The 22,363-nt window shown below is 41.6% G+C and carries 20 protein-coding genes; 8 read left to right on the forward strand and 12 right to left on the reverse strand.

What is annotated here, in order from left to right; translation table 11 throughout:
• Positions 1-332 precede the first annotated feature (332 nt).
• Positions 333-2,159, forward strand: coding sequence for a PQQ-dependent methanol/ethanol family dehydrogenase (locus Q4492_RS11475; RefSeq protein ID WP_303418033.1), 1,827 nt, complete (start codon positions 333-335; stop codon positions 2,157-2,159).
• A gap of 93 nt (positions 2,160-2,252) precedes the next feature.
• Positions 2,253-2,891: a pentapeptide repeat-containing protein gene (locus Q4492_RS11480; protein ID WP_303418034.1), complete on the forward strand. Its 639-nt coding sequence runs from the start codon at positions 2,253-2,255 to the stop codon at positions 2,889-2,891.
• A 47-nt stretch (positions 2,892-2,938) separates the two neighbouring features.
• Here the strand turns inward: Q4492_RS11480 and Q4492_RS11485 are convergent, their stop codons facing one another.
• From Q4492_RS11485 to Q4492_RS11500, 4 genes are all read right to left on the reverse strand, one after another.
• A complete protein-coding gene (locus Q4492_RS11485) occupies positions 2,939-3,583 on the reverse strand; it encodes a response regulator transcription factor (RefSeq protein ID WP_303418036.1) in 645 nt (214 codons plus the stop codon).
• Entirely contained in the window at positions 3,580-4,866 is a 1,287-nt protein-coding gene (locus Q4492_RS11490; protein ID WP_303418038.1) for a sensor histidine kinase, read from the reverse strand. The genes Q4492_RS11485 and Q4492_RS11490 overlap by 4 nt, the downstream gene beginning before the upstream one ends.
• Positions 4,867-5,005: 139 nt before the next feature.
• Entirely contained in the window at positions 5,006-5,641 is a 636-nt protein-coding gene (locus Q4492_RS11495; RefSeq protein WP_303418039.1) for a response regulator transcription factor, read from the reverse strand.
• A gap of 145 nt (positions 5,642-5,786) precedes the next feature.
• Positions 5,787-6,224 carry a copper-binding protein gene (locus tag Q4492_RS11500; protein ID WP_303418041.1) on the reverse strand — a complete coding sequence of 146 codons (438 nt, stop codon included), beginning with the start codon at positions 6,222-6,224 and terminating at the stop codon, positions 5,787-5,789.
• 175 nt (positions 6,225-6,399) lie between these two features.
• Here Q4492_RS11500 and Q4492_RS11505 point away from each other — a divergent pair, with 175 nt between their 5' ends.
• From Q4492_RS11505 to Q4492_RS11520, 4 genes are read left to right on the forward strand one after another with little or no spacing between them, the layout of a single operon-like run.
• Entirely contained in the window at positions 6,400-7,578 is a 1,179-nt protein-coding gene (locus Q4492_RS11505) for an ABC transporter substrate-binding protein (RefSeq protein ID WP_303418042.1), read from the forward strand.
• 14 nt (positions 7,579-7,592) lie between these two features.
• On the forward strand, positions 7,593-8,564 hold the full coding sequence (locus tag Q4492_RS11510; RefSeq protein ID WP_303418043.1) for a YVTN family beta-propeller repeat protein: 972 nt from the start codon (positions 7,593-7,595) through the stop codon (positions 8,562-8,564).
• Positions 8,565-8,613: 49 nt separating this feature from the next.
• Entirely contained in the window at positions 8,614-9,354 is a 741-nt protein-coding gene (locus Q4492_RS11515) for an ABC transporter ATP-binding protein (protein WP_303418045.1), read from the forward strand.
• Positions 9,351-10,136 carry an ABC transporter permease gene (locus Q4492_RS11520; protein ID WP_303418047.1) on the forward strand — a complete coding sequence of 262 codons (786 nt, stop codon included), beginning with the start codon at positions 9,351-9,353 and terminating at the stop codon, positions 10,134-10,136. Before Q4492_RS11515 ends, Q4492_RS11520 begins: the two co-directional genes overlap by 4 nt.
• A gap of 18 nt (positions 10,137-10,154) precedes the next feature.
• Here the strand turns inward: Q4492_RS11520 and Q4492_RS11525 are convergent, their stop codons facing one another.
• Genes Q4492_RS11525 through Q4492_RS11540 form a run of 4 tightly spaced genes read right to left on the reverse strand, consistent with a single transcriptional unit; the run spans position 10,155 to position 13,772 of the window.
• Positions 10,155-11,333 (reverse strand): nitrate/nitrite transporter, encoded by a 1,179-nt coding sequence (locus Q4492_RS11525; protein WP_303418049.1) that lies wholly within the window; start codon positions 11,331-11,333, stop codon positions 10,155-10,157.
• 42 nt (positions 11,334-11,375) lie between these two features.
• Positions 11,376-12,053, reverse strand: coding sequence for an ABC transporter ATP-binding protein (locus tag Q4492_RS11530; RefSeq protein ID WP_303418051.1), 678 nt, complete (start codon positions 12,051-12,053; stop codon positions 11,376-11,378).
• Positions 12,046-12,807: an ABC transporter permease gene (locus tag Q4492_RS11535; RefSeq protein ID WP_303418053.1), complete on the reverse strand. Its 762-nt coding sequence runs from the start codon at positions 12,805-12,807 to the stop codon at positions 12,046-12,048. The genes Q4492_RS11530 and Q4492_RS11535 overlap by 8 nt, the downstream gene beginning before the upstream one ends.
• Positions 12,807-13,772, reverse strand: a complete 966-nt coding sequence (locus tag Q4492_RS11540; protein WP_303418055.1) for an ABC transporter substrate-binding protein — start codon at positions 13,770-13,772, stop codon at positions 12,807-12,809. The genes Q4492_RS11535 and Q4492_RS11540 overlap by 1 nt, the downstream gene beginning before the upstream one ends.
• 212 nt (positions 13,773-13,984) lie before the next feature.
• Between Q4492_RS11540 and Q4492_RS11545 the strand changes: the two genes are divergently transcribed.
• Complete coding sequence (locus Q4492_RS11545) at positions 13,985-14,539, forward strand: rhodanese-like domain-containing protein (RefSeq protein ID WP_303418056.1); 555 nt, start codon at positions 13,985-13,987, stop codon at positions 14,537-14,539.
• Positions 14,540-14,698: 159 nt separating this feature from the next.
• Positions 14,699-15,367, forward strand: coding sequence for a response regulator transcription factor (locus tag Q4492_RS11550; protein WP_067864586.1), 669 nt, complete (start codon positions 14,699-14,701; stop codon positions 15,365-15,367).
• 78 nt (positions 15,368-15,445) lie between these two features.
• Here Q4492_RS11550 and Q4492_RS11555 read toward each other — a convergent pair whose 3' ends face one another.
• From Q4492_RS11555 to ercA, 4 genes are all read right to left on the reverse strand, one after another.
• Positions 15,446-18,022, reverse strand: a complete 2,577-nt coding sequence (locus Q4492_RS11555) for a PAS domain-containing hybrid sensor histidine kinase/response regulator (protein ID WP_303418059.1) — start codon at positions 18,020-18,022, stop codon at positions 15,446-15,448.
• A complete protein-coding gene (gene nosP, locus Q4492_RS11560) occupies positions 18,015-19,163 on the reverse strand; it encodes a nitric oxide-sensing protein NosP (protein WP_303418061.1) in 1,149 nt (382 codons plus the stop codon). The genes Q4492_RS11555 and nosP overlap by 8 nt, the downstream gene beginning before the upstream one ends.
• Before the next feature lie 175 nt (positions 19,164-19,338).
• Complete coding sequence (locus tag Q4492_RS11565; RefSeq protein WP_303418063.1) at positions 19,339-21,075, reverse strand: NahK/ErcS family hybrid sensor histidine kinase/response regulator; 1,737 nt, start codon at positions 21,073-21,075, stop codon at positions 19,339-19,341.
• The gene (gene ercA / locus Q4492_RS11570; RefSeq protein ID WP_303418065.1) at positions 21,059-22,225 is read right to left on the reverse strand and encodes an alcohol dehydrogenase-like regulatory protein ErcA; all 1,167 of its coding nucleotides are present in this window, start codon (positions 22,223-22,225) and stop codon (positions 21,059-21,061) included. Before ercA ends, Q4492_RS11565 begins: the two co-directional genes overlap by 17 nt.
• Between the last annotated feature and the right edge of the window lie 138 nt (positions 22,226-22,363).

Consider the following 22,363-nt stretch of genomic DNA (forward strand, 5'->3'; position numbering starts at 1 on the left):
ATGACCTCTTTTAACTGTAATCATTCAGCTCAGCCTTATATTTCATGCCCTTTCAACTTATCACCCAGCAACTGAATGCAAGATAAATAAAACATACAAATTCATTAGGATGTTTCTTTATCAATAACTTATGCGCTTTAGCAAAGTATTAGTTTTTCGCTTTTTCTCGCGAAAATATCCCGATATTGAGAGGCATATTTCCCTTAAGGAAGGGCTTCGATCCCATGTTACTTGGGCTTGTTTCCGTAGCCGCATCTCTGCTGGCAAAACTAGAATCTCAGTGCTCAATTTACAAAAAAATAAAACGCTATTCGTTTACAGGGTTTATAAAAATGACAAAAATAATAGGAACGGGAATCAAGCCTTTATGTGTTGCGATCACTTTGTCGCTCGCAGCTACTACAGCAATTGCTAAACCTGTCACTTGGAATGACATTAAGAATGATGCCAACACTCCAGAAGATGTTCTTGGTTATGGTATAGGACCAAAAGCTCAGCGCTGGAGTGATTTAACTAAAATCAACGATAAAAATATAGATGCCCTTGTTCCTGCATGGTCATTCTCTTTTGGCGATGAGAAACAGCGCGGTCAAGAATCACAAGCACTTGTGCATGATGGCATTATCTATATTACAGGTTCTTATTCACGCATATTTGCCGTAGATGCTAAAACAGGTAAAAAAATCTGGTCATACTCTTATCGCCTACCGGACGACATTCGTCCTTGCTGTGATGTAGTTAACCGTGGTGCTGCTATTTTCGGTGATCTTGTTTACTTCGGTACTCTAGATGCGGCTATCGTTGCGCTTGATAAGAAGACCGGTAAAGTTAAATGGAAGAAAAAATTCGGTGATCATACCGAAGGCTACACAATGACTGGCGCGCCGACGATCATTAAAGATCAGAAAACAGGCAAAGTTCTTTTGATTCATGGATCATCTGGTGATGAGTTCGGTGTAGTTGGTAAATTGTTTGCACGCGATCCAATGACAGGCGAAGAGATTTGGATGCGTCCTTTCGTAGAGGGACATTATGGCCGCCTAAATGGTAAAAAAGGCTCACCTACTGGCGATCCAAAAGCACCTTCTTGGCCTGATGATCCAAATTCACCAACAGGTAAAGTTGAAGCATGGAGTCATGGTGGTGGTGCCCCTTGGCAATCAGCTAGCTTTGACGTAGAAACCAACACTATTATCGTAGGTGCGGGTAACCCTGCTCCTTGGAATGGCTGGGCGAGAACATCACCAGGTGGCAATCCAGCTGATTACGATAGCTTATATACATCTGGTCAGGTTGCCGTTGATCCATCTACAGGTGAAGTTAAATGGTTCTACCAGCATACACCTAACGATGCTTGGGATTTCTCCGGTAATAACGAATTAGTACTTTTTGAGTACAAAGATAACGGTAAAACCATTAAAGCAACAGGTCATGCTGACCGTAACGGTTTCTTCTATGTAGTAAACCGTGAGAATGGTGACTTCATTCGTGGCTTCCCATTTGTTGATAATATCACTTGGGCAACACATATCGACCCTAAAACTGGCCGTCCAGTAGAAGTTGAAGGTCAGCGCCCTCCTCTACCTGAAGCAGGAAAGAAAAAAGGTAAGTCTATAGAAGTATCACCTCCTTTCTTGGGCGGTAAAAACTGGAACCCTATGGCTTACAGCCAAGATACAGGCCTCTTCTATCTAGGTGCTAACCACTGGAAAGAAGACTACTGGACTGAGGAAGTTCACTATAAAAAAGGTGCAGCATACTTAGGCCAAGGTTTCCGTATTCGTAAGATGTATGACGACCATGTAGGTGTGCTTCGCGCGGTTGATCCTAAATCAGGCAAAATCGTTTGGACTCACAAAGAGAAACTACCTTTATGGTCTGGGGTTCTTGCCACTAAAGGTAACCTTATCTTTACCGGTACTGGCGAAGGTTACTTAAAAGCATTTGATGCTAAAACAGGTAAGGAACTATGGAAGTTCCAGACAGGTTCAGGGATTGTATCCTCTCCTGTAACTTGGACTCAGGATGGTGAGCAGTATATCGGTATCGCAAGCGGTTACGGTGGTGCTGTACCTCTATGGGGTGGCGATATGGCTGACTTGACTAAGCCTGTTTCGCAAGGTGGTTCATTCTGGGCGTTTAAACTAAAGACTAAATAAGAATTAGTTTTTCGCTTTATTTAAATAGATTTTAATCTATCTATATAGCCCTCTTTCATCACTATGATAAGAGGGCTTTTTTTTGGAGCACACATGAAATTTATTATCCCTATTGGTCTCTTATTTTGCGCATCCAATCTTTTTGCAGACGAGATGATTATCAATGGCTGTAAAATAGAACCTAAAGCGCAATGTGCAAACATGGATCTATCCGGTGCTGATTTAAGACTCGTTGATCTTCGTAACGCAGACCTAAGCGGTGCGAACCTATCAGGAGCCGACTTACGTCATGCAATCTTAAAAAATGCAAACCTAGGCAAAGCGGACTTATCGGGAGCAAATCTAGCACGTGCTGATATGCGACACGCTTCAGTAAAAGGCGCTAACCTTTCATCTGCAAACTTAGAAGCTATTAATGGCTGGACGCTTTTTGGTCAAGGCGCTAACTTTAACAGCGCTAATCTATATGGTGCAAATTTAGAGTTTTCCAGATTAAGTAACGCTAAATTTGAGGGGGCGGTGTTACGAGCGGCTAACTTAGAAATGGCATGGATGACTAAGACAATTCTAACCGGCGCAAATTTAGAAAATGCCAATCTGCAGGAAGCAAAACTGAATGGCGCGTCACTAGAAAACGCTATATTCACGGGCGTACAGAAACGTTATGCCTCATTTCAAGCTACATATATGGAAGGCTGTGTAGATTGCCCGTTTGATTGGGCTAGAGATTAAACGATCATGGATTAACGCACCGGCATATAATACCGGTGCGTTCTATTTTAACTAACTTCTACACCGACCTTAACTACACCGGTTTCAATAGCTAAATGCACTAATTCCGCTGTCGAGCTTATCTGCAACTTACTTTTTAAAATCGACGTGTAGTTAGAAACTGTCTTATTACTGATAAATAACTGCTCAGAAATTTGATGTACGCTACACCCTTGTGCCAGCATAACAAAAATCTCAAACTCCCTCTGTGTCATATCTTTAAGGCGCTGGTCTTTCTGTTCAGGTCGAGTAACCGCTAAACGCATTGCCAGTTCATGTTCTACATAAAGCTGGCCTGCAGCCACTTTTTTAACCGCATCAATTAATATTTCAGGTGTGCAACTTTTAGTTATGTAGCCTTTGGCTCCAGCCTCCATTGCCTGGGCAACAACCGGTGACTCGTCATACATACTAAAAAATAAGATATTAATATTTGAATCACGTTGTAAAATTCTACGAGTTGCTTCAACGCCGCTAATCCCTTGCATGTTTACATCCATAATCACAATGTCAGGCTTATCTGTTTGGCAGAGATTAAATGCCTGATCGCCATTACTTGCTTCTAGAACATCGCAAGGCGCCAACATGGTTGATAGAAGACTTGAATAGCCTTGACGAACAACCGCATGATCGTCAGCAATAATTATTTTCATACTTCCTCCTCAACAACAGGGATTTCCATAGAAACCATGCTGCCACCTTCGGCTAACTGTTTAAAATTTAGAGTGCCTTGCATACAGCGTGCTCTTTCCCGCATCGATCTTAATCCTAGGCCTGAACCTTCTGAACATTCAGAACCTACACCATTGTCACTTACTGTTAATGCAAGCGAATTTTTATGACTGCTCAAACTTATATCCACCAAACTTGCCTGTGCATGGCGAGCAATATTATTTAATGCTTCTTGAATGATTCTATAAATATGAGTATTACTTTCATCAGATAAAGAGATCAGATCATCAGGGAGTTGGAGGTTTACTTTTATATGATGGGACTGACTCCAATTATCAACCAATGTGCGAATCGCCTCCAATAAACCCAATTGCTCTAATATAACGGGATGAAGTTTACGAATTAACTGCCTAAAGCTGATATGCATCGCATCGCAATTAACTGTAATCTGCTCTCCAACAGCTGAAACCACATCGGGGTTATTGGCCGACGCTTTAATTAAATAAGCTTGCGCCCTAATACCTGTTAAGTATTGCCCTAGATCATCATGTAGTTCTCGAGCAAGGTGAGCGCGCTCCTTTTCTTGTAAACGCATTAGCTCGTGGGTCAACCTTGTATTATCACGCTCAGCATTTTCTAGCGCATGAGCCATAGCATTAAAATGCTCTGACAAGTCATTGATTTCTCTTATTGAATAGTGATCAAGTCGCGCTGTAAATCGGCCCTTTTCTATATCTTTTAATGCATTAAGAAAATCGGTTACAGGCTTAACACCCTGTCGAACACCTATATAGATCGCAAGATTTGATAGCAGTGCACTGAGAGTAAATAGCACTAAAACATTTTGTACCGACTCCCACACCTCCTCCACTTCATCAGAAGTATCAGCCTGCAGACGTAAAGCTCGGCCATCAGATAAATATCTAAAGTATTGCTTTTCTTCTACATGATCTAAACCAGGAATTAAATTAAAAAACCACTCAGGCACTTCATCTGAGTGATGAGTTAGCGGGCTATTATCTGGCAGCTGGGTATTTTCTACGATAGACAGGTGAACATGACGTGTTTCACCTTCAAGCAGGTTTTGCAGTAAGGCTTCGTCAGTAGCCGCGGCACTCAGTAGTTGATGAGTAAAACTCACACCCGCCGTCACTTCCCGAGTAATATCTTTAGTGGCTTGTTGAAGCATGTCATATAAAGTTACCAATAAAGCAAAGGCAAATACGAGTGCAACAACTAAATTTAAACGCAAAACTGCTTTCATCTACATACCTAATTCAGAATATAGCGAAGTTAGGTTCCGCTATAGCTTAGTATGCAAACCTCATAGGGGGGAGCTGTATTCCTCTATAGCAGTATTCAAGCTAACACTTAGGTACTAGATTGCACCCGTGATTAGCATTTTAATGGGCGATTTTGATAACGCCTGCATCAATAGCTAAATGCACTAATTCGGCTGTAGAACTAATTTTTAGCTTACTTTTTATCGTAGTCACGTAATTAGATATAGTTTTAATATTTAGGTTTAGGGTGTCAGAAATGATTTGATTGCTTTGTCCGCGCGCTAGCATGACAAAAACCTCAAACTCACGCTGGGTTAATTCTCGTAACCGCTCATCAGAAATATTTTGTGAATTGAGCGCTAATTTCATAATTAACTCATACTCAATGAATATTTCACCTTTGGATATTTTTGTTACTGCTTCAACGAGGGTTTTGGGAGATCCAGATTTAGTGATATACCCCATAGCGCCAGTGTCCAGCGCTTGCTTAACGATAGGTGCTTCATCATACATACTAAAGAACAGCACTTTTGCATCATTATCTGCTTGCAAAATGCGAGTGGCAGCTTCAATGCCACTAATGCCTGGCAAGTTAATATCCATAATTACAAGGTCTGGCAACTCCTTCTGGTAGAGTTCGCAGGCCTCTTCTCCACTTGCCGCTTCAACGATTTCGCAATCCTTAATAACCGTCGGAAGAACACTTGCGTATCCTTGTCGCACAACTGAGTGGTCATCAGTAATTAGGATTTTCATGGAGTCTCCAGATAGGAAAATAATATCCCCCATCCTACCATGAAAAACAGGCTATTTTATCTATCTGTGAAGGGTAAACTAAGATAAAAATACTCGCCTAAAGGCTAAGGCGAGTATTTTGATACAAACAACAACTAAGGCGTTATTATTTAACGTTAAATACGCCTTCCATTCCTTTCTCTTCTAGGCCTTCAGCGTAAAACTCAAAGTTACCTGGCTGTAAAGGAACGAAGTAAATTTCTGCCTCAGCTTCCTGTTCAAATTCAAGCTCAGTAACAGTCATAGTTTTTATTTCCATATCGCCAGCTTCGAGTTTACGCAGGAAAATGGAAGCAAAAAATTCTGGTGCTTGTAGAGCATATTCAGTTTGACCGCTAGAGACTATTTTCAGTTTATAAGCCTTACCGGTCTCAAGTTCATACTCTTTTTGCGATAGTTCATAACGGTTATCTTCAGTTCCTAAAACAAGATCTGGTAGTTTCGTTGGCCTAGTTGTTAAATCACCTTTTGCCATTGCAGATAAACTTGAAAGAGCTAAGACAGCAGTTAGCGTTCCCATAGTAATTTTTTTTGCAAAATTCATTCTTCACCTCGAGCATTAAGAGTATTTAGTTATTATGTGCACCATGCTAAAGATAGCTCTGGGCAAAAGAATGCTACTTCGGTACTAATTGTTTTCTACTTTATTCATATTCCGAGTTCACGAATTCCCGCCTATGCTGGGATAAATACACTAACGGTAAGCTTGTATAACTATTATGTTTCATAATCATAGAAAAAACGCGCTAGCGATAACAGTGACCGCTCTATTGGGTAGCAGCAATGTTTATTCCGAGATAGAGGTTAATATCAGTTACTTACAACAGGAGATTGATCAAGGCCCCGTTTTATCTAATATCCTGCCTGAACCTGAAGATGCGGGCTTACAAGGCGCAAAACTGGCGATTCAAGATAGTAATACAACAGGCCGCTTCCTAAAGCATAAGTACCAGCTTCAAGAATTAGTTGATGAAGATCCTGAAGTTTTACTAAGCAAGGCGAAAGCGCAATATGACGCGGGTATTAGATACTTTGTTGTAAATACCGATGACCAAACAATTAGTAAATTTACAGAAACTTTAGGTAAAGATGCACTTATCTTTAACGCGGGCTCAACGACTAATGCCTTGCGACAGCATATGTGCACCCCTAACCTTTTCCATACAATACCAAGTAGAGCAATGCTAACGGATGCATTGGCACAGTGGCTTAAAGCAAAACGTTTACAAAAAATCTTTATGATTACCGGCGCCACACCTGAAGACAAAGCCTACAGCAACTCTTTCAAGCGTTCAGTGAAACGCTTCGGCTTATCAATAGTGGAAGAAAAAGACTGGAGTTTCGATACAGATTTACGCAGGACTGCACAATCAGAAATGCCTCTGTTTACTCAACACCGCGATTACGATGTTGTATTCGTGGCTGATGAGCGAGGAGATTTTGGTGAGTATGTACTCTATAACACTTGGCTACCTAGACCTGTTGTTGGAACCCAAGGACTAATGCCTGTCGCATGGCATCGTGTTGTTGAGCAATATGGTGCCGCTCAGCTGCAAAGCCGTTTTGAGAAAAGCTCTGGCCGCTGGATGAACGGCAAAGATTATTCCGCTTGGGCCGCTGTGCGAACGGTTGCAGAAGCGGTAACGCGAACACAAACTAATGATGCATCTACGAATGAAGCTTATATCAAATCAGATCAATTTCAGTTGGCTGGATTTAAAGGCCGCAAGCTTGACTTTCGTAGCTGGAATGGACAACTTAGACAGACTATTCCATTAGTTCACCCTCGTTCGTTGGTATCTCTTTCGCCTCAAGAAGGCTTTTTACACCCAACGAATGAGCTCGATACATTAGGATTTGATCAAAAAGAAACTGACTGCACCGAAACACGCAAATAAAAATTGGAATAATTATGAATTTTAAAAAATCACTTACCGCATTAGCTGTTGGTAGCTTGCTGGCCTCTTCTGCACTTTATGCAGAAACGGCTTATGTCTCCAATGAAAAAGATGACACTATCTCAATCATTGATTTAGATACGATGACTGTCACTGACACAATCGATGTTGGTGAGCGTCCTCGCGGCATAATACTTTCTAAAGATAATTCTAAACTTTATATCTGCGCATCTGATTCAGACACTGTACAAGTGATGGACCTTGCCACCAATCAGATTATAAAAGAGCTACCTTCAGGTGAAGATCCTGAACAGTTCGCCCTTCACCCAAACAATCGTCATCTATATATTTCAAATGAAGATGACGCCCTAGTTACTATCGTTGATACTGAAACAAGTGAAGTGCTTGCACAGATTGATGTAGGCGTTGAACCTGAAGGTATGGCTGTCAGCCCTGATGGAACAATGGCGGTTAATACAAGTGAAACAACCAATATGGTTCACTGGATTGATACAGAGAAACACGAATTAGTAGACAACACTTTGGTTGACCAGCGTCCACGCCATGTTGAATTCAGCAAAGACAGCAAATTGTTGTGGGCAAGTGCTGAAATTGGTGCAACGGTTTCTGTTATTGACACCGCTTCACGTAAAATAATTAAAAAAATCACCTTTGAAATTAAAGGTGTTCATAAAGACAAAATACAGCCCGTTGGCGTTAAACTTTCAGACGATGGACGTTATGCTTTCGTAGCTTTAGGACCTGCTAACCATGTTGCAGTTGTCAACGCTAAAACATATGAGGTTGAGGACTACATCTTAGTTGGCCGTCGAGTATGGCATATGGAATTCAACCAAGATCAAAGCCTACTTCTAGCAACGAACGGTATCAGTGGCGACGTATCAATCATCGATATTAGCAAAATGAAAGCCATAAAAACCATCAAGGTGGGACGGTACCCCTGGGGTGTTGTAATTAAACCATAATTTGTAAATGAGGCCTCCAATTGGAGGTCTCAACTTATTTAGGAACTGTATGACAATTTCAGTAGAGTCGCTTAGCTTCAGTTATGGCCCAAAACAAGCATTACAAGATGTTAATTTCCTACTTGAGAAAGGAGTATTTCATGCTCTGATCGGGCCGAACGGGGCCGGAAAATCCACTTTATTCGCCCTATTGACTCGTCTTTATGAGCTACAGGGGGGCAATATTTATATTGATGGACAAAGTATCAAAGAACAGCCCTCCAGCGCCATGAAGCGGATTGGTGTCGTCTTCCAGCAAAGCACCCTCGATTTAGATCTAACTGTAACTCAAAACCTTCTTTATCACGCCTCGCTACATGGAATCTCCTCCAAAGAAGCACAAAAACAGATTGATAATGAACTTGATCGTATGGAGATGAAAACACGGGCTAACGAAAAAGTGAGGGGGCTCAACGGTGGACACCGTAGACGTGTTGAGATCGCAAGAGCCTTACTTCATAAACCCGATATTTTGCTATTAGACGAACCAACCGTTGGTCTAGACCCTCAAACGCGAAGAGGACTTAATCGGCATGTTCGTAAGTTATGTGATGATGAAAACATCACAGTTTTATGGGCCACACATTTAATGGAGGAGATAGATATTAATGATCCAATCATTCTCTTGCATAAAGGCAGTATTTTGTTGGATTCAATCGCGAGTACAATGATTGAAAAATCGGGCGAGCAAAACCTAACAGATGCCTTCCATAAATTAACAGACAGTGAGTCCTTTGGAGGTGCCCAATGAAAGTTTCTGCATCCTGGTACTGCTTCAAAGGAATATTAATACGTGAGTTTTTGCGTTTTGTTCAACAACGTTCCCGTTTTTTAAGCGCATTAATTAGACCTCTACTTTGGCTTGTGGTATTTGCAGCGGGCTTTAGAGCGGCATTAGGTATCGCCATTATCGATCCCTATGAGACCTACATCACATATGAAACCTACATAGCACCGGGTTTATGCTGCATGATCTTATTGTTTAACGGTATGCAAAGCAGTCTATCGATGGTGTACGACAGAGAGATGGGGAGTATGCGAGTGTTACTGATGAGCCCTCTTCCTAGACCTTACTTATTGCTATGTAAAATGGTTTCAACCGCCCTTATATCTCTAACGCAGGTTTATGCTTTTCTCTTGATCGCATTGCTTGTTGATGTAGAGCCTCCATTGCTAGGTTACCTAACAGTATTGCCTGCTCTTTTGCTGGTCGCCCTTTTACTGAGTTCATTAGGTCTATTTCTTTCAACTAGAATTAGACAACTCGAAAACTTTGCTGGCGTGATGAATTTTGTAATCTTTCCAATGTTTTTCCTATCTTCCGCACTTTATCCCTTATGGAAAATGCAGGAAGCAAGCGAATGGTTATATTGGATCTGTGCGGTTAACCCCTTTACTCATGCAGTAGAACTGGTTAGATACGCGTTATATCTAAAACTGAATACTGATGCGATGTTTATTACTGCAGGATGTACTCTGTTTTTTGCTGTACTTGCTGTCACTGGGTTTAATCCTCAGAAATCCGGTAAGTAAGCGTAAAATAAAGCCTGATTAAATATCAGGCTTTATTTTTTTAAGTCGTCTTAAGCTAAGTAAGCCCAACAAAGGACCGGGTGCGAGTAACAACATAACCCACTCAATAGGAAAGCTATCCAATAACATGGCGGTTATTTGTGTCGCTATAATAGTGATGGTAAAACCTATTGCGTTAATCATAGTTAACGCACTGCCAACAACCTCGTTAGGTGCTGTTCGAGCGGATAAAGCTGAAAATTGAGGGGAATCAGCCACAACGGTTACCCCCCAAATAGTCCAAAATATTACTACCACAACAAATGACAGCTCGAAAATAAATGGCGAAAGCAAACAACAAACGCCTGAACAAAACAGCATAAACCTAGCAACATGCCAGCTTCCTAGTTTTAACGAAATATGCCCGCCTAACATGCACCCTAAACCACCGACACCAATCACATAGAAAGACCAAAATGGGATATTAAGATCAACCTCGTTCTGAGCTGCCCAGGCAATAAACCAATAAGGAGCTAAAGCTAACACAGCATAAAGCTCCCACATATGGCCAAAGTAGCCACCGGCGGCTGCTTGTAAAGGTTTGTCTTTCATCGCGACCCATAGATGTCTAAACCTTAAAGCACCACCTTTATGTAAAGCGGGGCCGTCAGGAACAAACAACAATACCAATAAACCGCCAATAACAGAGCAAGCACTGGTTAAGTAGATAACCGACTGCCAGTCATTAAACTCAAAAGAGGCAAAGAGGTGACCTGAGGATGTACCTAAAGCTAAAGCACCAACAAGATAGCCCAAAGCTAGGCCTAAGCCTTCAGGGTACCAACCTGTCGCGATTTTCATACCAACAGGATAGACCCCAGCTAACATCATCCCGCCAAAAAAGCGCAATAATAAAACCTGATTAAGGCTATCAGCCCAAAAAGCTATTTGAAGGTTAAAGAAAGCCGTGCCTACAGCACAGATAAAAAATAACACCCGAGGTGATATACGATCAGCTAAGGCTAAAAAGGCAAAAAACAGAGCGCCTACAATAAAGCCAAGTTGAACCGAGTTTGTTAACTCAGCCACCGCACTATTGGGGAGCGACCATTCAGCTTGTAATACAGGTAAAATAGCATTACCCGCGAACCATGTAGATGTACCAAGCAGCTGAGCTGCAACAATTGCAATAAGGATGTAGCGAGGTCTATTTGTCATTATCGTTTTTATTCTTTTAGATCATTCAGTTACCAAAGTAACCTAATGTTTTAATAACGCCTCAAGCTCATTACGAGATATATCATCAATCCTGCTGTTATAGATTACTTGGGCCGGCGAATTACCTAAGACAGAAACCCTATCACTAAGTTCAAGAGCTTCATCTAAGTCATGTGTTACGTAGAGCATACTACGAGTTGGGTGATCACAAACCAAGCGTTTTATTAAGCCCCTCATCTCTCGTGCAGTAGGAAGGTCGAGTGAGGTAAGAGGCTCATCCATCAAGACTAGCTCAGGCTCAAGTAATAAGCAGCGCACAAGCGCAACCCTACGCGCCATACCTAAAGATATCTTAGATGGGTAGTAATCCGCATAGTCTTGCAGCTTCACCTCATGTAATAGCTTAAGTACGACCTCTTTATCAGGCTCAACCAGCAATAAATTCTGCATAATTGTTCGCCAAGGTAGCAGGCGCGGCTGCTGGAATAGATAGCCTATTTCCGGTTTATGAGGCGACCAATAGTTGTCTTTCTTAGCTTCCCCCTTAATCGTTACAACATTCTCCTGCTCTAAACCTGCCATTAAATTAAGCAAGGTCGTTTTGCCACTACCTGATGGCCCTAAAAGGCAATGAGTTTCCCCTGAATTTATCTTAATATTTAGGGCTGACAGGATCTGTCTTTGGGACAAGGTTAGCCCTTCTACATGAAACTCAAACATGGCTACTACCCTTCTGCCAACGAGACGCCTTTCTATCTAAAGGCTGTAAAATAAACCATTCAATTAACTGGACCACAGAGATAAAAGCTAAGCTATAAGCCAATATAGTAGCAACATCAAATGACTGAAAAGCTAAATGTAGTTGAAAGCCTACGCCATTAGAACGTCCTAACAGCTCCACTACCAAGACAATCTTCCAAATAAGGGCAAGGCCGCTTCGCGTTGCAATCATGATGTATGGGAACAGCTGAGGCCACCAGATATGGACTAGCTTCTGCTGGAAGCTAAATTTATACATAACTGACATCTCTTCCAACTCGTGGTCAAACATGCGCCCTCCTTCTCGGAGAGTAACTGCAACATTAGGTAACTTATTAATAATCACGGCTGCAACTGCCGCAACCTCAACAAGGCCAAACCAGATATAAAGCAAAATAATGACAACGAGTGCTGGAATGTTTAACAGAATAATTAAAATAGGGTCGAGAATACGGTTAACAAGACGAAATCGGCCCATTAAAACACCAATAATGCCACCCAGTAGCATCGCGAAGACAAAGCTAATTACGACGCGTTGCAAAGTCACTAATAAGCTTTCAACTAAACGCTGCTCTCTGAACTCTTTGCTTAATGCTTCAAATACCTCTAAAGGTGCAGGTAAAAGAGGGCTAGATACAAATGAGGCGACTAGCCACCACCCCGCCAGCAAACAAGTAAGGGCAATGACCTGGTCACTAAATCTACTACTTTTCATTACAACCCCTTATAAAAAAGCTCAGGATTGAGCTGGGTGCCTGAGGGGTATGGTTTAAGCTCATCAATTATTTGATAAAAGTTCACAGCATCCTCAATCTGCTCTTGCGTAATATCGCTAGGGATACCGGCTCGATAACCTGCAACAAGTCCCTGATAGATAGCATCATTCTCTGCTTTCATTAAAGGTCGAAGCGCTGTCCATGCTTCATCATCTATAGCCAGTTGCGCTTTTGCCTGCTTAACTGCCCGATAAAAACCCGCAACCAATGTCGGGTGCTGATCTTCTAAAGATTGATTAAAGAGGTAACCCAGCATAGGAATATCACTGGTTAATCCTAACCCTTTCATAACGTCCTTAAGGCTATATAACTTACTGTACCCCTCCGCTTCCAATCGAGCGCCGTAATGCCAAAATGTTGCAAGCATATCTAACTGACCACTTCTCAGTGCCTGATTTAGCAGTGGGGGCGCTCCAAACTGTATTTTTACATCATTCTGAAGGTCGATCCCCTCCTTCTTTGCCGCAGCACGTAGCAATACCCAACCTTTATTCAATGGCCCTCCAGCAATACCAACACGTTTACCTTTTAAATCTGAAAAATTGAGTATATTGCTGCCTTTTGCAGCGATAATGCTCCCTATTTGTTGAGAAAATGGGATAAACCTCAAATTAGCTCCTTTCATATTTCGCTCAGTAACCCACAACCAATCAGAAACGATAAAGTCTGCATTACCTGAAGTGATTGCGATTCTCGCGGCAGATAAACTGGCAACGGGATCAATAACGAGATTAAAGCCGTTGTTATGGTCGAGTTGCTTATTTTTTAGGTGTTGTAATTCCCAGTTAACAGTACCGGAAGCAATGACAGTAACGCGCACCGTCGGTAACGGCTCCTTTGCCGCTAGATGTGTTGTAAAAATAATTAAAATACTAGAAAGAATTAACCGGAAAGAAATACGCATGGAATGCCTGTGATTCTGAATAAAATAGATGCTATAAAGCCCTTAACCAACATATGCTGCTAGGCTGTGTGTAAAAATAGTACTTTCGTACCTGTTTTTTTGCTCGATGGTAGGATTTTGACCAAGACTTTCGCAGGTTGTAATAGAGGCATAAAAAGAATGACAGGTAATTGACTATTTTATTACTCCGATTGTGCTTAGTAACTCTATTTATGTTGGGATCAACGATCGCTGTCGCTGCGACAAATTCTGATGCCTATGTGGAAGAGAGTGATGATGACTTTGGACTATTTAATGTAGATGGTTATCGGCTGTTTCGATATCGAAGCCCAACCCCCAACAGTAGTGAACATGCAGAGACCTTAACGCTATCAACATTATTAGCCTTACTTGAGAAAGACAAAAATGTTGTTTTGTTGGATGTTCAACCTCTTTTATGGAACCGCGTCTTTATCCAAAAAGAGCCTAGATTACATATTCCCGGCAGCCTCTGGCTGCCAAACGTAGGACGTGGTGAGTTAGAACCTGAGTGGGAAGAATATTTCCGCTCGAACCTAACGAAAATTACAGCAGGAAACAAGCAGCGCCCTATCGTTATATACTGCAGAGCTGATTGTTGGATGTCATGGAATGCCCTAAAACGCGCATCCTCATGGGGTTATAGCAGGTTATATTGGTATAGAAACGGGTCTGATGGTTGGATTGAAAACAATATGGAAACCTCAGTTGCTCAACCGATTCCGTTTCAGCCACAAGATGACCATTAACACCAGTTATTGAATAATAAATTGAAACTATACAACAAAGTTGTAACATAACTTGAAAATTACCCTTACAGTGTTGGTATGCAGGAACAGAAAGCCCAAGATGACCTATAGCACTGATTTCGGTGTTTATAATAAATATAATGAGATTGGAGAAGCATTGTGTACAAGATCCTAATCGCAGACGACCACCCGCTATTTCGTGAAGCTATCATTAATGTAATAGCAAATAGCTTTGACGACTGCAAAACACTCGAAACAGAAGATCTTGAGAGCGCGTTGGAGATTGCACAAGGAGAAGAAGATCTCGACTTGATTTTACTAGACCTTAATATGCCGGGCATGAATGGCTTGAATGGTTTAATAACATTAAGAAATGATCTGCCTACTGTTCCAGTCGTTATTGTTTCGGCAGAAGAAGATAAGCAGATCGTACTTCAAGCTATCACTTACGGTGCAGTTGGATTTATCACTAAATCATCGCCTCGTGAGCAGATGACAGATGCTTTACGACAGATTCTTGCCGGCAATGTATACCTCCCATCTGATATTATTCGAGCAAGTCAGCCTGATAATAAAAGGATGCACCGCAAAGATGACAACCAGATCCCTCCAGAACTGCTCTCATCCTTAACCCGTCGTCAGCTTTTAGTTCTTGAGCGCATGTCAAAAGGCGAATCAAATAAACAGATCGCTTACAACTTGAATATTGCTGAAACAACCGTAAAAGCACATGTCTCCGCTATTTTGCGTAAACTCGGTGTTCATAACCGCATCCAAGCAGTGCTATCTGCTGGTAATATTGATTTTAACGAGTATTTAAAACGTTAATCCTAAACAAATTTTCCTGTTGATATAAAAAAACCGCAAATGCGGTTTTTTTTTGTTTTATAGGACAACGTTTTAAAACTATGAACCAAGCATATGAATCAGCGTTGTTTTTAGTTTAAGTGGTTTAACCGGCTTGTTGACCAACATATAGTCAAGATCGCGTATCTCCTGATTTAACTCTTTACTGTAATTGGCGGTTATCATCAAAACGGGAAGATTATGCGGTACTTCACTCGTGACTATTTTTGCCGCATTAAGTCCATTTTCGCCATTGTCTAAATGGTAGTCGGCAATCAAAATATCAACTGAATCATTATGGAAATTTACTTGCGACCTTAAATCATCTAAAGATAGCGCTGTGACAATATTACACCCCCAACCTGTTAGCAGAGTCTCCATTGCTTCACAAATAGCCGCATCATTATCTATAAGCCATACATCTGCATCCACTAAACGTTCAGTAATCATTGGTATTTGTGGGCCGGTCGCCACATTAGGAAGAAGCTGTTGCGCTTTCGGCACCTCCACCGCAAATACAGAACCTTTTCCTTCAATTGAGGACACTCTAATTTTATGGCCCAGCACCCTCGATATTTTATCAACTATAGCAAGCCCTAAGCCTAAGCCTTTCTCTTGCCCAGGTTGATCCTCCTGTAGTCGTTTAAACTCTTGAAAGATCTCAACCAATTTTTCTTTAGGGATACCAGAACCTGTATCCCACACCTCTATCCATAAGGTTTCAGCGGTATGTCGGCACCCTAATAATAATCGCCCTTGTTTAGTGTAACGAATAGCATTAGTCAGGAAATTACGCAGTATACGTGCCAGTAATTGAGAATCTGAGCGAATAACAGCATCACTATGAACACATTTAAAACCTAAGCCTTCAGCCCCCGCTAACTGTGAAAACTCCGCGGCTAAAGTATCAAAAAGCCCTTGTATACTAAAATTAACAACGTCAGCTTTAACTACACCGGCATCAAGCTTAGATATATCAACTAATGTTCGTAATAAGGATTCCACATCATCTAATGAGTTGGATACCGATTGGACAAGATTATAGTTTCTAGGGTCTTTAATCTGCTCCGATAATGCCCCAGAAAATAAACGAGCGGCATTTAACGGCTGTAAAAGATCATGACTAACGGCAGCAAGGAACTTTGTTTTAGATAGATTCGCTTGATCGGCTTCTTTTTTAGCTTCTCGGAGCCGTGCTTCGACCCCCGCTCTTTCTGTAATCTCTGAGCGAAGCTGATTGTTAAGCGCTGTAAGCGCCGAGGTTCTCTCTTCAACGCGCTGCTCTAGTAGCTGATGGGACAGTTCTAAAGCTTCCGCTGAGCGTCTACGTTCGGTTATATCGCGAATCATAACAAAGAAGCCATCCGGCTGACCGTCCTTATCAATATTCGCTACATAAGATTTGAGCATATAGCGTTGCTCGCCTCTAGCGTTTGTCTGCCAAACCTCGAAAGTTACACTTTCACCTGATAAAGCCCTCTCAACATAAGGCTCTACCTCTGCATACTGATCGTCAGTATAAACCTCATGAATGCTTTCTCCATTGAGCATACCGTGGGGTTTACCAAACCATTCGTTATAAACTTTGTTGGTAAATAGATAATGTAAATTCTTATCTAGGTAAGCGATCAAGGCTGGAACGTTATCTGTAATTAGGCGTATCCATTGCTCACTTTGTCGCAGAGATTCTGCATAACGATGGCGCTCAGTAATATCTGTGTAGGTATTTACAAATCCTCCCTGAGGCATAGGGTGGGTTCGCACTTCAATAACTTGACCTAACCGCCCCGTCTGTTCAGAGGCTAAAACTTCACCCTGCTGTGCGGCCGTCAGTGCATGTTGAAGGATGGCATGATTATCCAACATAAGTGCAGCAAATGGAGGATAAGACTCAACCTGCTCGGCATCTACACCCATTAGATCAAGAAAGCGATCATTCCATAGCTCAACCCTTCCCTCCGGCGTTACTAATACAACCCCTTGAGAAAGGTTATCAACTGTACGTTGCAGTAGTTTAGTTTTTTGAGCTAGCGCTTGTTCTCTATCAGCGGTTTCCCGTTCTTTAATCGCGGTAATATCAGTATAGAGAATAACTAAACCACCATCTTGGGTTGGTCGTTCTGACATCTGCACCCAACGGCCATCACTTAAACGATAAACTTTACTGCCACTATTGGTTGCCGGGTACTCCTCATCAATTAAGCCGCTCATTCTTGCGAGACGAGTAATATCTTGAATAGTCGTGCCTGTTTTTACATCAAGGCCTGTTGATTCCCAAACATTGCTAAATTTGCTATTGAAGAGAACAATTTTCCGTTCTTGATCAAATAAAACAAAGGCATCAGAAATACTTTCGATTGCATCAACCACACGTTGGTTAGCTAAAGCGGCTTGATCATTAGCTTCTTTTAGATCTCGATGACTTGCTTTTAATTCAGATAAAACACTGTGTAGCGCATCGGTTCGTTCCCTTACTTGCTCAGCAAGCACAACGGAATGCTCAAACGCTGAGTAGGGATTCGCCCCTTGACTACCACCGGCCTCTACACGCTCAATAAGCACACTGTTGATTTTACGAAGCTTGCGATTCTCTTCTTCTAAACGCTGTACTTGAGATTCAAGGCTTTCATCACTCATTGCGATTTCTCCCTATCGCTACCGCAGTGAAGGTCTGGTTTATATGTAGCCCTTCCATCTGTTCTCCGTAGGTGTTGAAGCCAATAACATTGTGCTTTTTTAACAGCTCGGAAACTTCATCAGAATAACCCTTAATTTCACATTCCATACGCCTTAGAAAGCAATCACAACCAATAATTAATTGCGGCTTACCTATTTTTTCTTCAATGGAGTCCAGTGTTTGAATAAGATCTACAACAAGATCTTTTGCATCCATAATTGTCAGCACTATGCCGTTTTCTACTGCACAGTAAAATTTGAGGCTTAAATCATCAGTAACTTGCTGTATAGAACGAACATAGTATTCATCACCCAGCTTTACAGCGATTGGGTTTAATGCGAATACTTGATGATTTAACTCCTCAACAGAGAGACCTATAGCATCGGCGTATACTGAGGCTGCGGGTTCCGCATTTAACTCATACACACAACGGGCATCTACATCAGCAGCGGTGACAACTAATTTAATGTCTTTATGTTGCATATGGTGAGTACTAAATACTTCAAACTCATAAGCCGTATTCACCATCATGATCACTGCCGCGTCGGTGTGGAATTCACCATTATAAAAGACATGGGTTTTATAGTGATGAATATCATCAGCAGCTGAACCGCCAAAGTTAGGGATACTACCTAAGGCTGAATTTAACGTAACTAACACATTTTCTTCTTGAATGGATAGCCCATCTAAGAGCGTCAGTGCAAAGGTATTTCCTTTGATTGGAGCTACGTCTGCTTTTCTACAGCCTGCTATTAATTGATCAACCAGTGTTTGAGCATCGGTAAGGCTAAAATTATCTAAGCACTCTATCGATTGGGTATGAATAGAGAAATCAGTCGAACTAAAACCTATAGCAGTTATACAGCCTTGGCCGTAACCTAAAGGTGTGATCTCCCCTGCTGTAGTGCACCCAGAGACATCAACATTTTGAAACACTTGATTAATGGATTGAGCTAATAAAGGAAGGTCATACTCAGCGGAGCAAAAAAATATAACCGTTTTTAGATCTATTCCTGATAGCTGTTGCCCCAGATCTGCAGCTGCCTCTTTGGGGTCTGCACTAAATGATGCAGCAGTAATAAAAGCAGGTGTATTAGTCACAATGCTAATCCTCAGGAAGTAGGTTTTTTCTTTCCATTCTAGGACCTGCGACTCAATACCAATATACTACTTGAGTCCCCTTTTAATTAAATTTAAAAAAAGAGCTAAGCATTTGATAATGCCATTAAATGTTGATGATAATTAACATTGACAACATTATCAGGGCTGGCCTTATCTACTGGCATAAGTGAGTCAAAAGCGCACGAAGTTTACTTGGTTTTACCGGCTTATTAATAACAGGCAATCCCATCTCCTTAAACATCTGACCCGATTCGCTGCTTCTATCAGCTGTCAAAATAAGGGCCGGAATTAATGAAGAGTAGTTTTCTCTTATTTGTGCTATTCCATCAGTACCTAGTAAGCCATTATCTAAATGGTAGTCCGCAAGAATCACATCAGGCGTAAACTCTTCATCTTGACAAAGTATAAGGGCTTCCTCTGCACTAGATGCAGTAATAATACTGCACCCCCATTGGCTGAGTAGCGCATCCATGCTGACAAGAATATTCTCTTCGTTATCAATGACCAAAATAGATAGATCATTAAGCATATTGATTTGCGGGGGATGTAATGGCGTGAGCTCAGGGCTATCCGAAAAGTGCTCAACAAAAGGCACATCCACAGAAAAGATCGAACCTTTCCCCTCTACAGATCTAACAGATAAATCATGCCCTAATATAGTGGCTATACGTTCGACAATCGCCAAACCAAGTCCAACCCCTTGCCGGTCTTTAGCATTAGGCGTATCAAGTTGATTAAATTCTTTGAAAATAGCGTCCAGTTTATTGTCGGGAATACCTATACCTGTATCTAAGACCTGAATGCGAATAACATCTTTCTTTCGCCGACAGCCAACAAGCACTTTCCCCGCTGGGGTATATCTGATCGCATTACTAATTAGGTTGCGAATAATACGCAGCAGTAACCTTGAATCTGACTTCACAACCACACTACTTGACTGTAATCTCAGCTCTATCCCTTTATCTTCTGCTACCGGCTGGAATTCACTAACCATAGAATGAAGCAGATGATCTAATCTAAAACAGCTAACATCCAGTGTGACCGCATTTTGATCCAGTTTCGAGATATCGAGAAGATCGGTTAAAAGATCCTCGGCATTTTCTAATGCCATATGTACGCGCTCAACTAAATGGCCATCCTGCTGAGGCAAACTCCGCTCACGCAATGCTGATATAAGTAACCTAGCAGCGTTCATTGGTTGAAGCAGATCATGACTGGCGGCAGCCAAATACTTATCTTTACCTCGATTCGCCTCTTCTGCAGCCTCTTTAGCAATTTGAAGCTCTTTCTGTGCCTTCTCTCTATCACTAATCTCTTGCCAAAGCTTATTATTCAGGGAGACAAGCTCTTGCGTTCGGCTTGTAACGCGCAGCTCTAACTCTTCATTTAATTGCTTTAGCTGTCCTTCTGTTTTCTTTCTTTCCGTTATATCTTTAATAAAAGCTTCAATAGTGGGATGTTCACCTTGATTATCTTTTAATAAAGCATTGATAGAAACGTGAATACACTGGCCATCCGCACGTAAAAATATGGTTTCAAACCCAGAAACCTTACCGGACTGTACGAGGTTATATCTAAAATCTTCATATGCATCTACGCAGCAAAATAGTAAAGATTCAAGATCAGTAACGGTATCGCAGAATTCCTTAGAGGATACATAGCCGCAAATATGGACTATAGCCGGATTGGCATTGAGTATGCCGCCATCTAGCTGCGCTTGAAATATCCCATGCTGGGCATTTTCAAATAACCATTTGTAACGGTTTTTCTCTTGTTCTAATTCATCAAGCTTACTAACAAGTTCAGAATAATAGTTTTTCCGGACGGAATGATTTCCCAAACCCATCAAATTAGTAAGGGTATCATTGGCGGCGTTAGAGTGCTTCTTCATATACTGCGGCTACATCTCGCTTGTTAGACTTTCTAGGATTTGTAAGTATACAAGGGTCAAGTAAGGCATGATCAGAAAGTATGGGTATATCGCTAATATGCACCCCGGTTTCTGCCATCTTTTGAGTGAGGCCTACATCTTTTTTCAATGTAATAACAGTATTCATCAGGCGGCTTTGAATCTGTTTTGTATTTAAACCTCGCGTATCAATCCCTAATGTCTCAGCGACTATTTTAAAACGCTCGTGTGCTTCTTTATAATTAAAGTCAATAACATGCTCTAACAACATCGCATTACATAACCCATGCGGGAGATCTAGATAGCCGCCCAAACTATGGGACATCGCATGCACAGCACCCAAAATAGCGTTAGAAAATGCTAAGCCCGCTTTCATCGACCCAAGCATAATTTGCTCTCGGGTTTTAATGTCATAAGGATTGGCAACTAGAGTTACAATATTTTCATTAATAAGTCGCATGGCATCAAGCGCATGCATATCCGTTAGTGGACCAGACCCTGTAGAAACAAAAGCTTCAATTGCGTGCACAAGTGCATCAATGCCTGTGCAAGCGCTTAAAAATGGATCCATTGTTATGGTTGTTTCAGGATCGATGAGTGACACATCAGGCACAACCGCTTTACTGACAATGGATATTTTAATCTTTTCAATAGGATCGGAAATAATAGCGAACTGAGATACGTCCGCGGATGTGCCTGCCGTCGTGGGGATAAAGATCAAGGGAGGTATAGGTAAGTGAATAGTATCGATCCCTTCGTAATCAAGGATATGCTTACCGTTGGCGCTGACAATGCCAATCCCTTTTGCACAATCCATAGGGCTTCCGCCACCAATAGCTACAATGACATTACATTGAGCTTCTTGATACACCTGCGCTCCACTCATCACTTCATTAGCGCGAGGATTGGGCGATACCTCAGTAAACGTTGTATATTCTATATCTGCTTCAGATAGAAGATTACAGATCTCATCTAACCACCCGGCGGCAACAACACCTGGATCAGAAACCACCAATACTTTTCGCGCACCAAAGGTTCGCGCATAATTCGCAACAGATTTGCGCGCCCCGACCCCAAAAATAATTTCAGGAGAAACGAACTTTCTAAGATTGGAGATATCACTACTCATCATGACTACCATACCCTACCCATCAATAACGGCTAGGTCTGCATTATTGTTATGACCGCATTTAAAGCTGTGTTAAATTAGAACGAAAAAGTCGTAGTAGAAAAAGCACTTAATTTTATTATTAGTTTTTGAGCGTACCTT

The sequence above is a fragment of the Neptuniibacter sp. 1_MG-2023 genome, assembly GCF_030547185.1.
GTDB lineage: Bacteria > Pseudomonadota > Gammaproteobacteria > Pseudomonadales > Balneatricaceae > Neptuniibacter.

Coding starts and splice junctions, on each gene's coding strand:
- Q4492_RS11475 (WP_303418033.1), top strand. CDS start 333: ATGACAAAAATAATAGGAACGGGAATCAAGCCTTTATGTGTTGCGATC.
- Q4492_RS11480 (WP_303418034.1), top strand. CDS start 2,253: ATGAAATTTATTATCCCTATTGGTCTCTTATTTTGCGCATCCAATCTT.
- Q4492_RS11485 (WP_303418036.1), bottom strand. CDS start 3,583: ATGAAAATAATTATTGCTGACGATCATGCGGTTGTTCGTCAAGGCTAT.
- Q4492_RS11490 (WP_303418038.1), bottom strand. CDS start 4,866: ATGAAAGCAGTTTTGCGTTTAAATTTAGTTGTTGCACTCGTATTTGCC.
- Q4492_RS11495 (WP_303418039.1), bottom strand. CDS start 5,641: ATGAAAATCCTAATTACTGATGACCACTCAGTTGTGCGACAAGGATAC.
- Q4492_RS11500 (WP_303418041.1), bottom strand. CDS start 6,224: ATGAATTTTGCAAAAAAAATTACTATGGGAACGCTAACTGCTGTCTTA.
- Q4492_RS11505 (WP_303418042.1), top strand. CDS start 6,400: ATGTTTCATAATCATAGAAAAAACGCGCTAGCGATAACAGTGACCGCT.
- Q4492_RS11510 (WP_303418043.1), top strand. CDS start 7,593: ATGAATTTTAAAAAATCACTTACCGCATTAGCTGTTGGTAGCTTGCTG.
- Q4492_RS11515 (WP_303418045.1), top strand. CDS start 8,614: ATGACAATTTCAGTAGAGTCGCTTAGCTTCAGTTATGGCCCAAAACAA.
- Q4492_RS11520 (WP_303418047.1), top strand. CDS start 9,351: ATGAAAGTTTCTGCATCCTGGTACTGCTTCAAAGGAATATTAATACGT.
- Q4492_RS11525 (WP_303418049.1), bottom strand. CDS start 11,333: ATGACAAATAGACCTCGCTACATCCTTATTGCAATTGTTGCAGCTCAG.
- Q4492_RS11530 (WP_303418051.1), bottom strand. CDS start 12,053: ATGTTTGAGTTTCATGTAGAAGGGCTAACCTTGTCCCAAAGACAGATC.
- Q4492_RS11535 (WP_303418053.1), bottom strand. CDS start 12,807: ATGAAAAGTAGTAGATTTAGTGACCAGGTCATTGCCCTTACTTGTTTG.
- Q4492_RS11540 (WP_303418055.1), bottom strand. CDS start 13,772: ATGCGTATTTCTTTCCGGTTAATTCTTTCTAGTATTTTAATTATTTTT.
- Q4492_RS11545 (WP_303418056.1), top strand. CDS start 13,985: ATGTTGGGATCAACGATCGCTGTCGCTGCGACAAATTCTGATGCCTAT.
- Q4492_RS11555 (WP_303418059.1), bottom strand. CDS start 18,022: ATGAGTGATGAAAGCCTTGAATCTCAAGTACAGCGTTTAGAAGAAGAG.
- Q4492_RS11565 (WP_303418063.1), bottom strand. CDS start 21,075: ATGAAGAAGCACTCTAACGCCGCCAATGATACCCTTACTAATTTGATG.
- ercA (WP_303418065.1), bottom strand. CDS start 22,225: ATGATGAGTAGTGATATCTCCAATCTTAGAAAGTTCGTTTCTCCTGAA.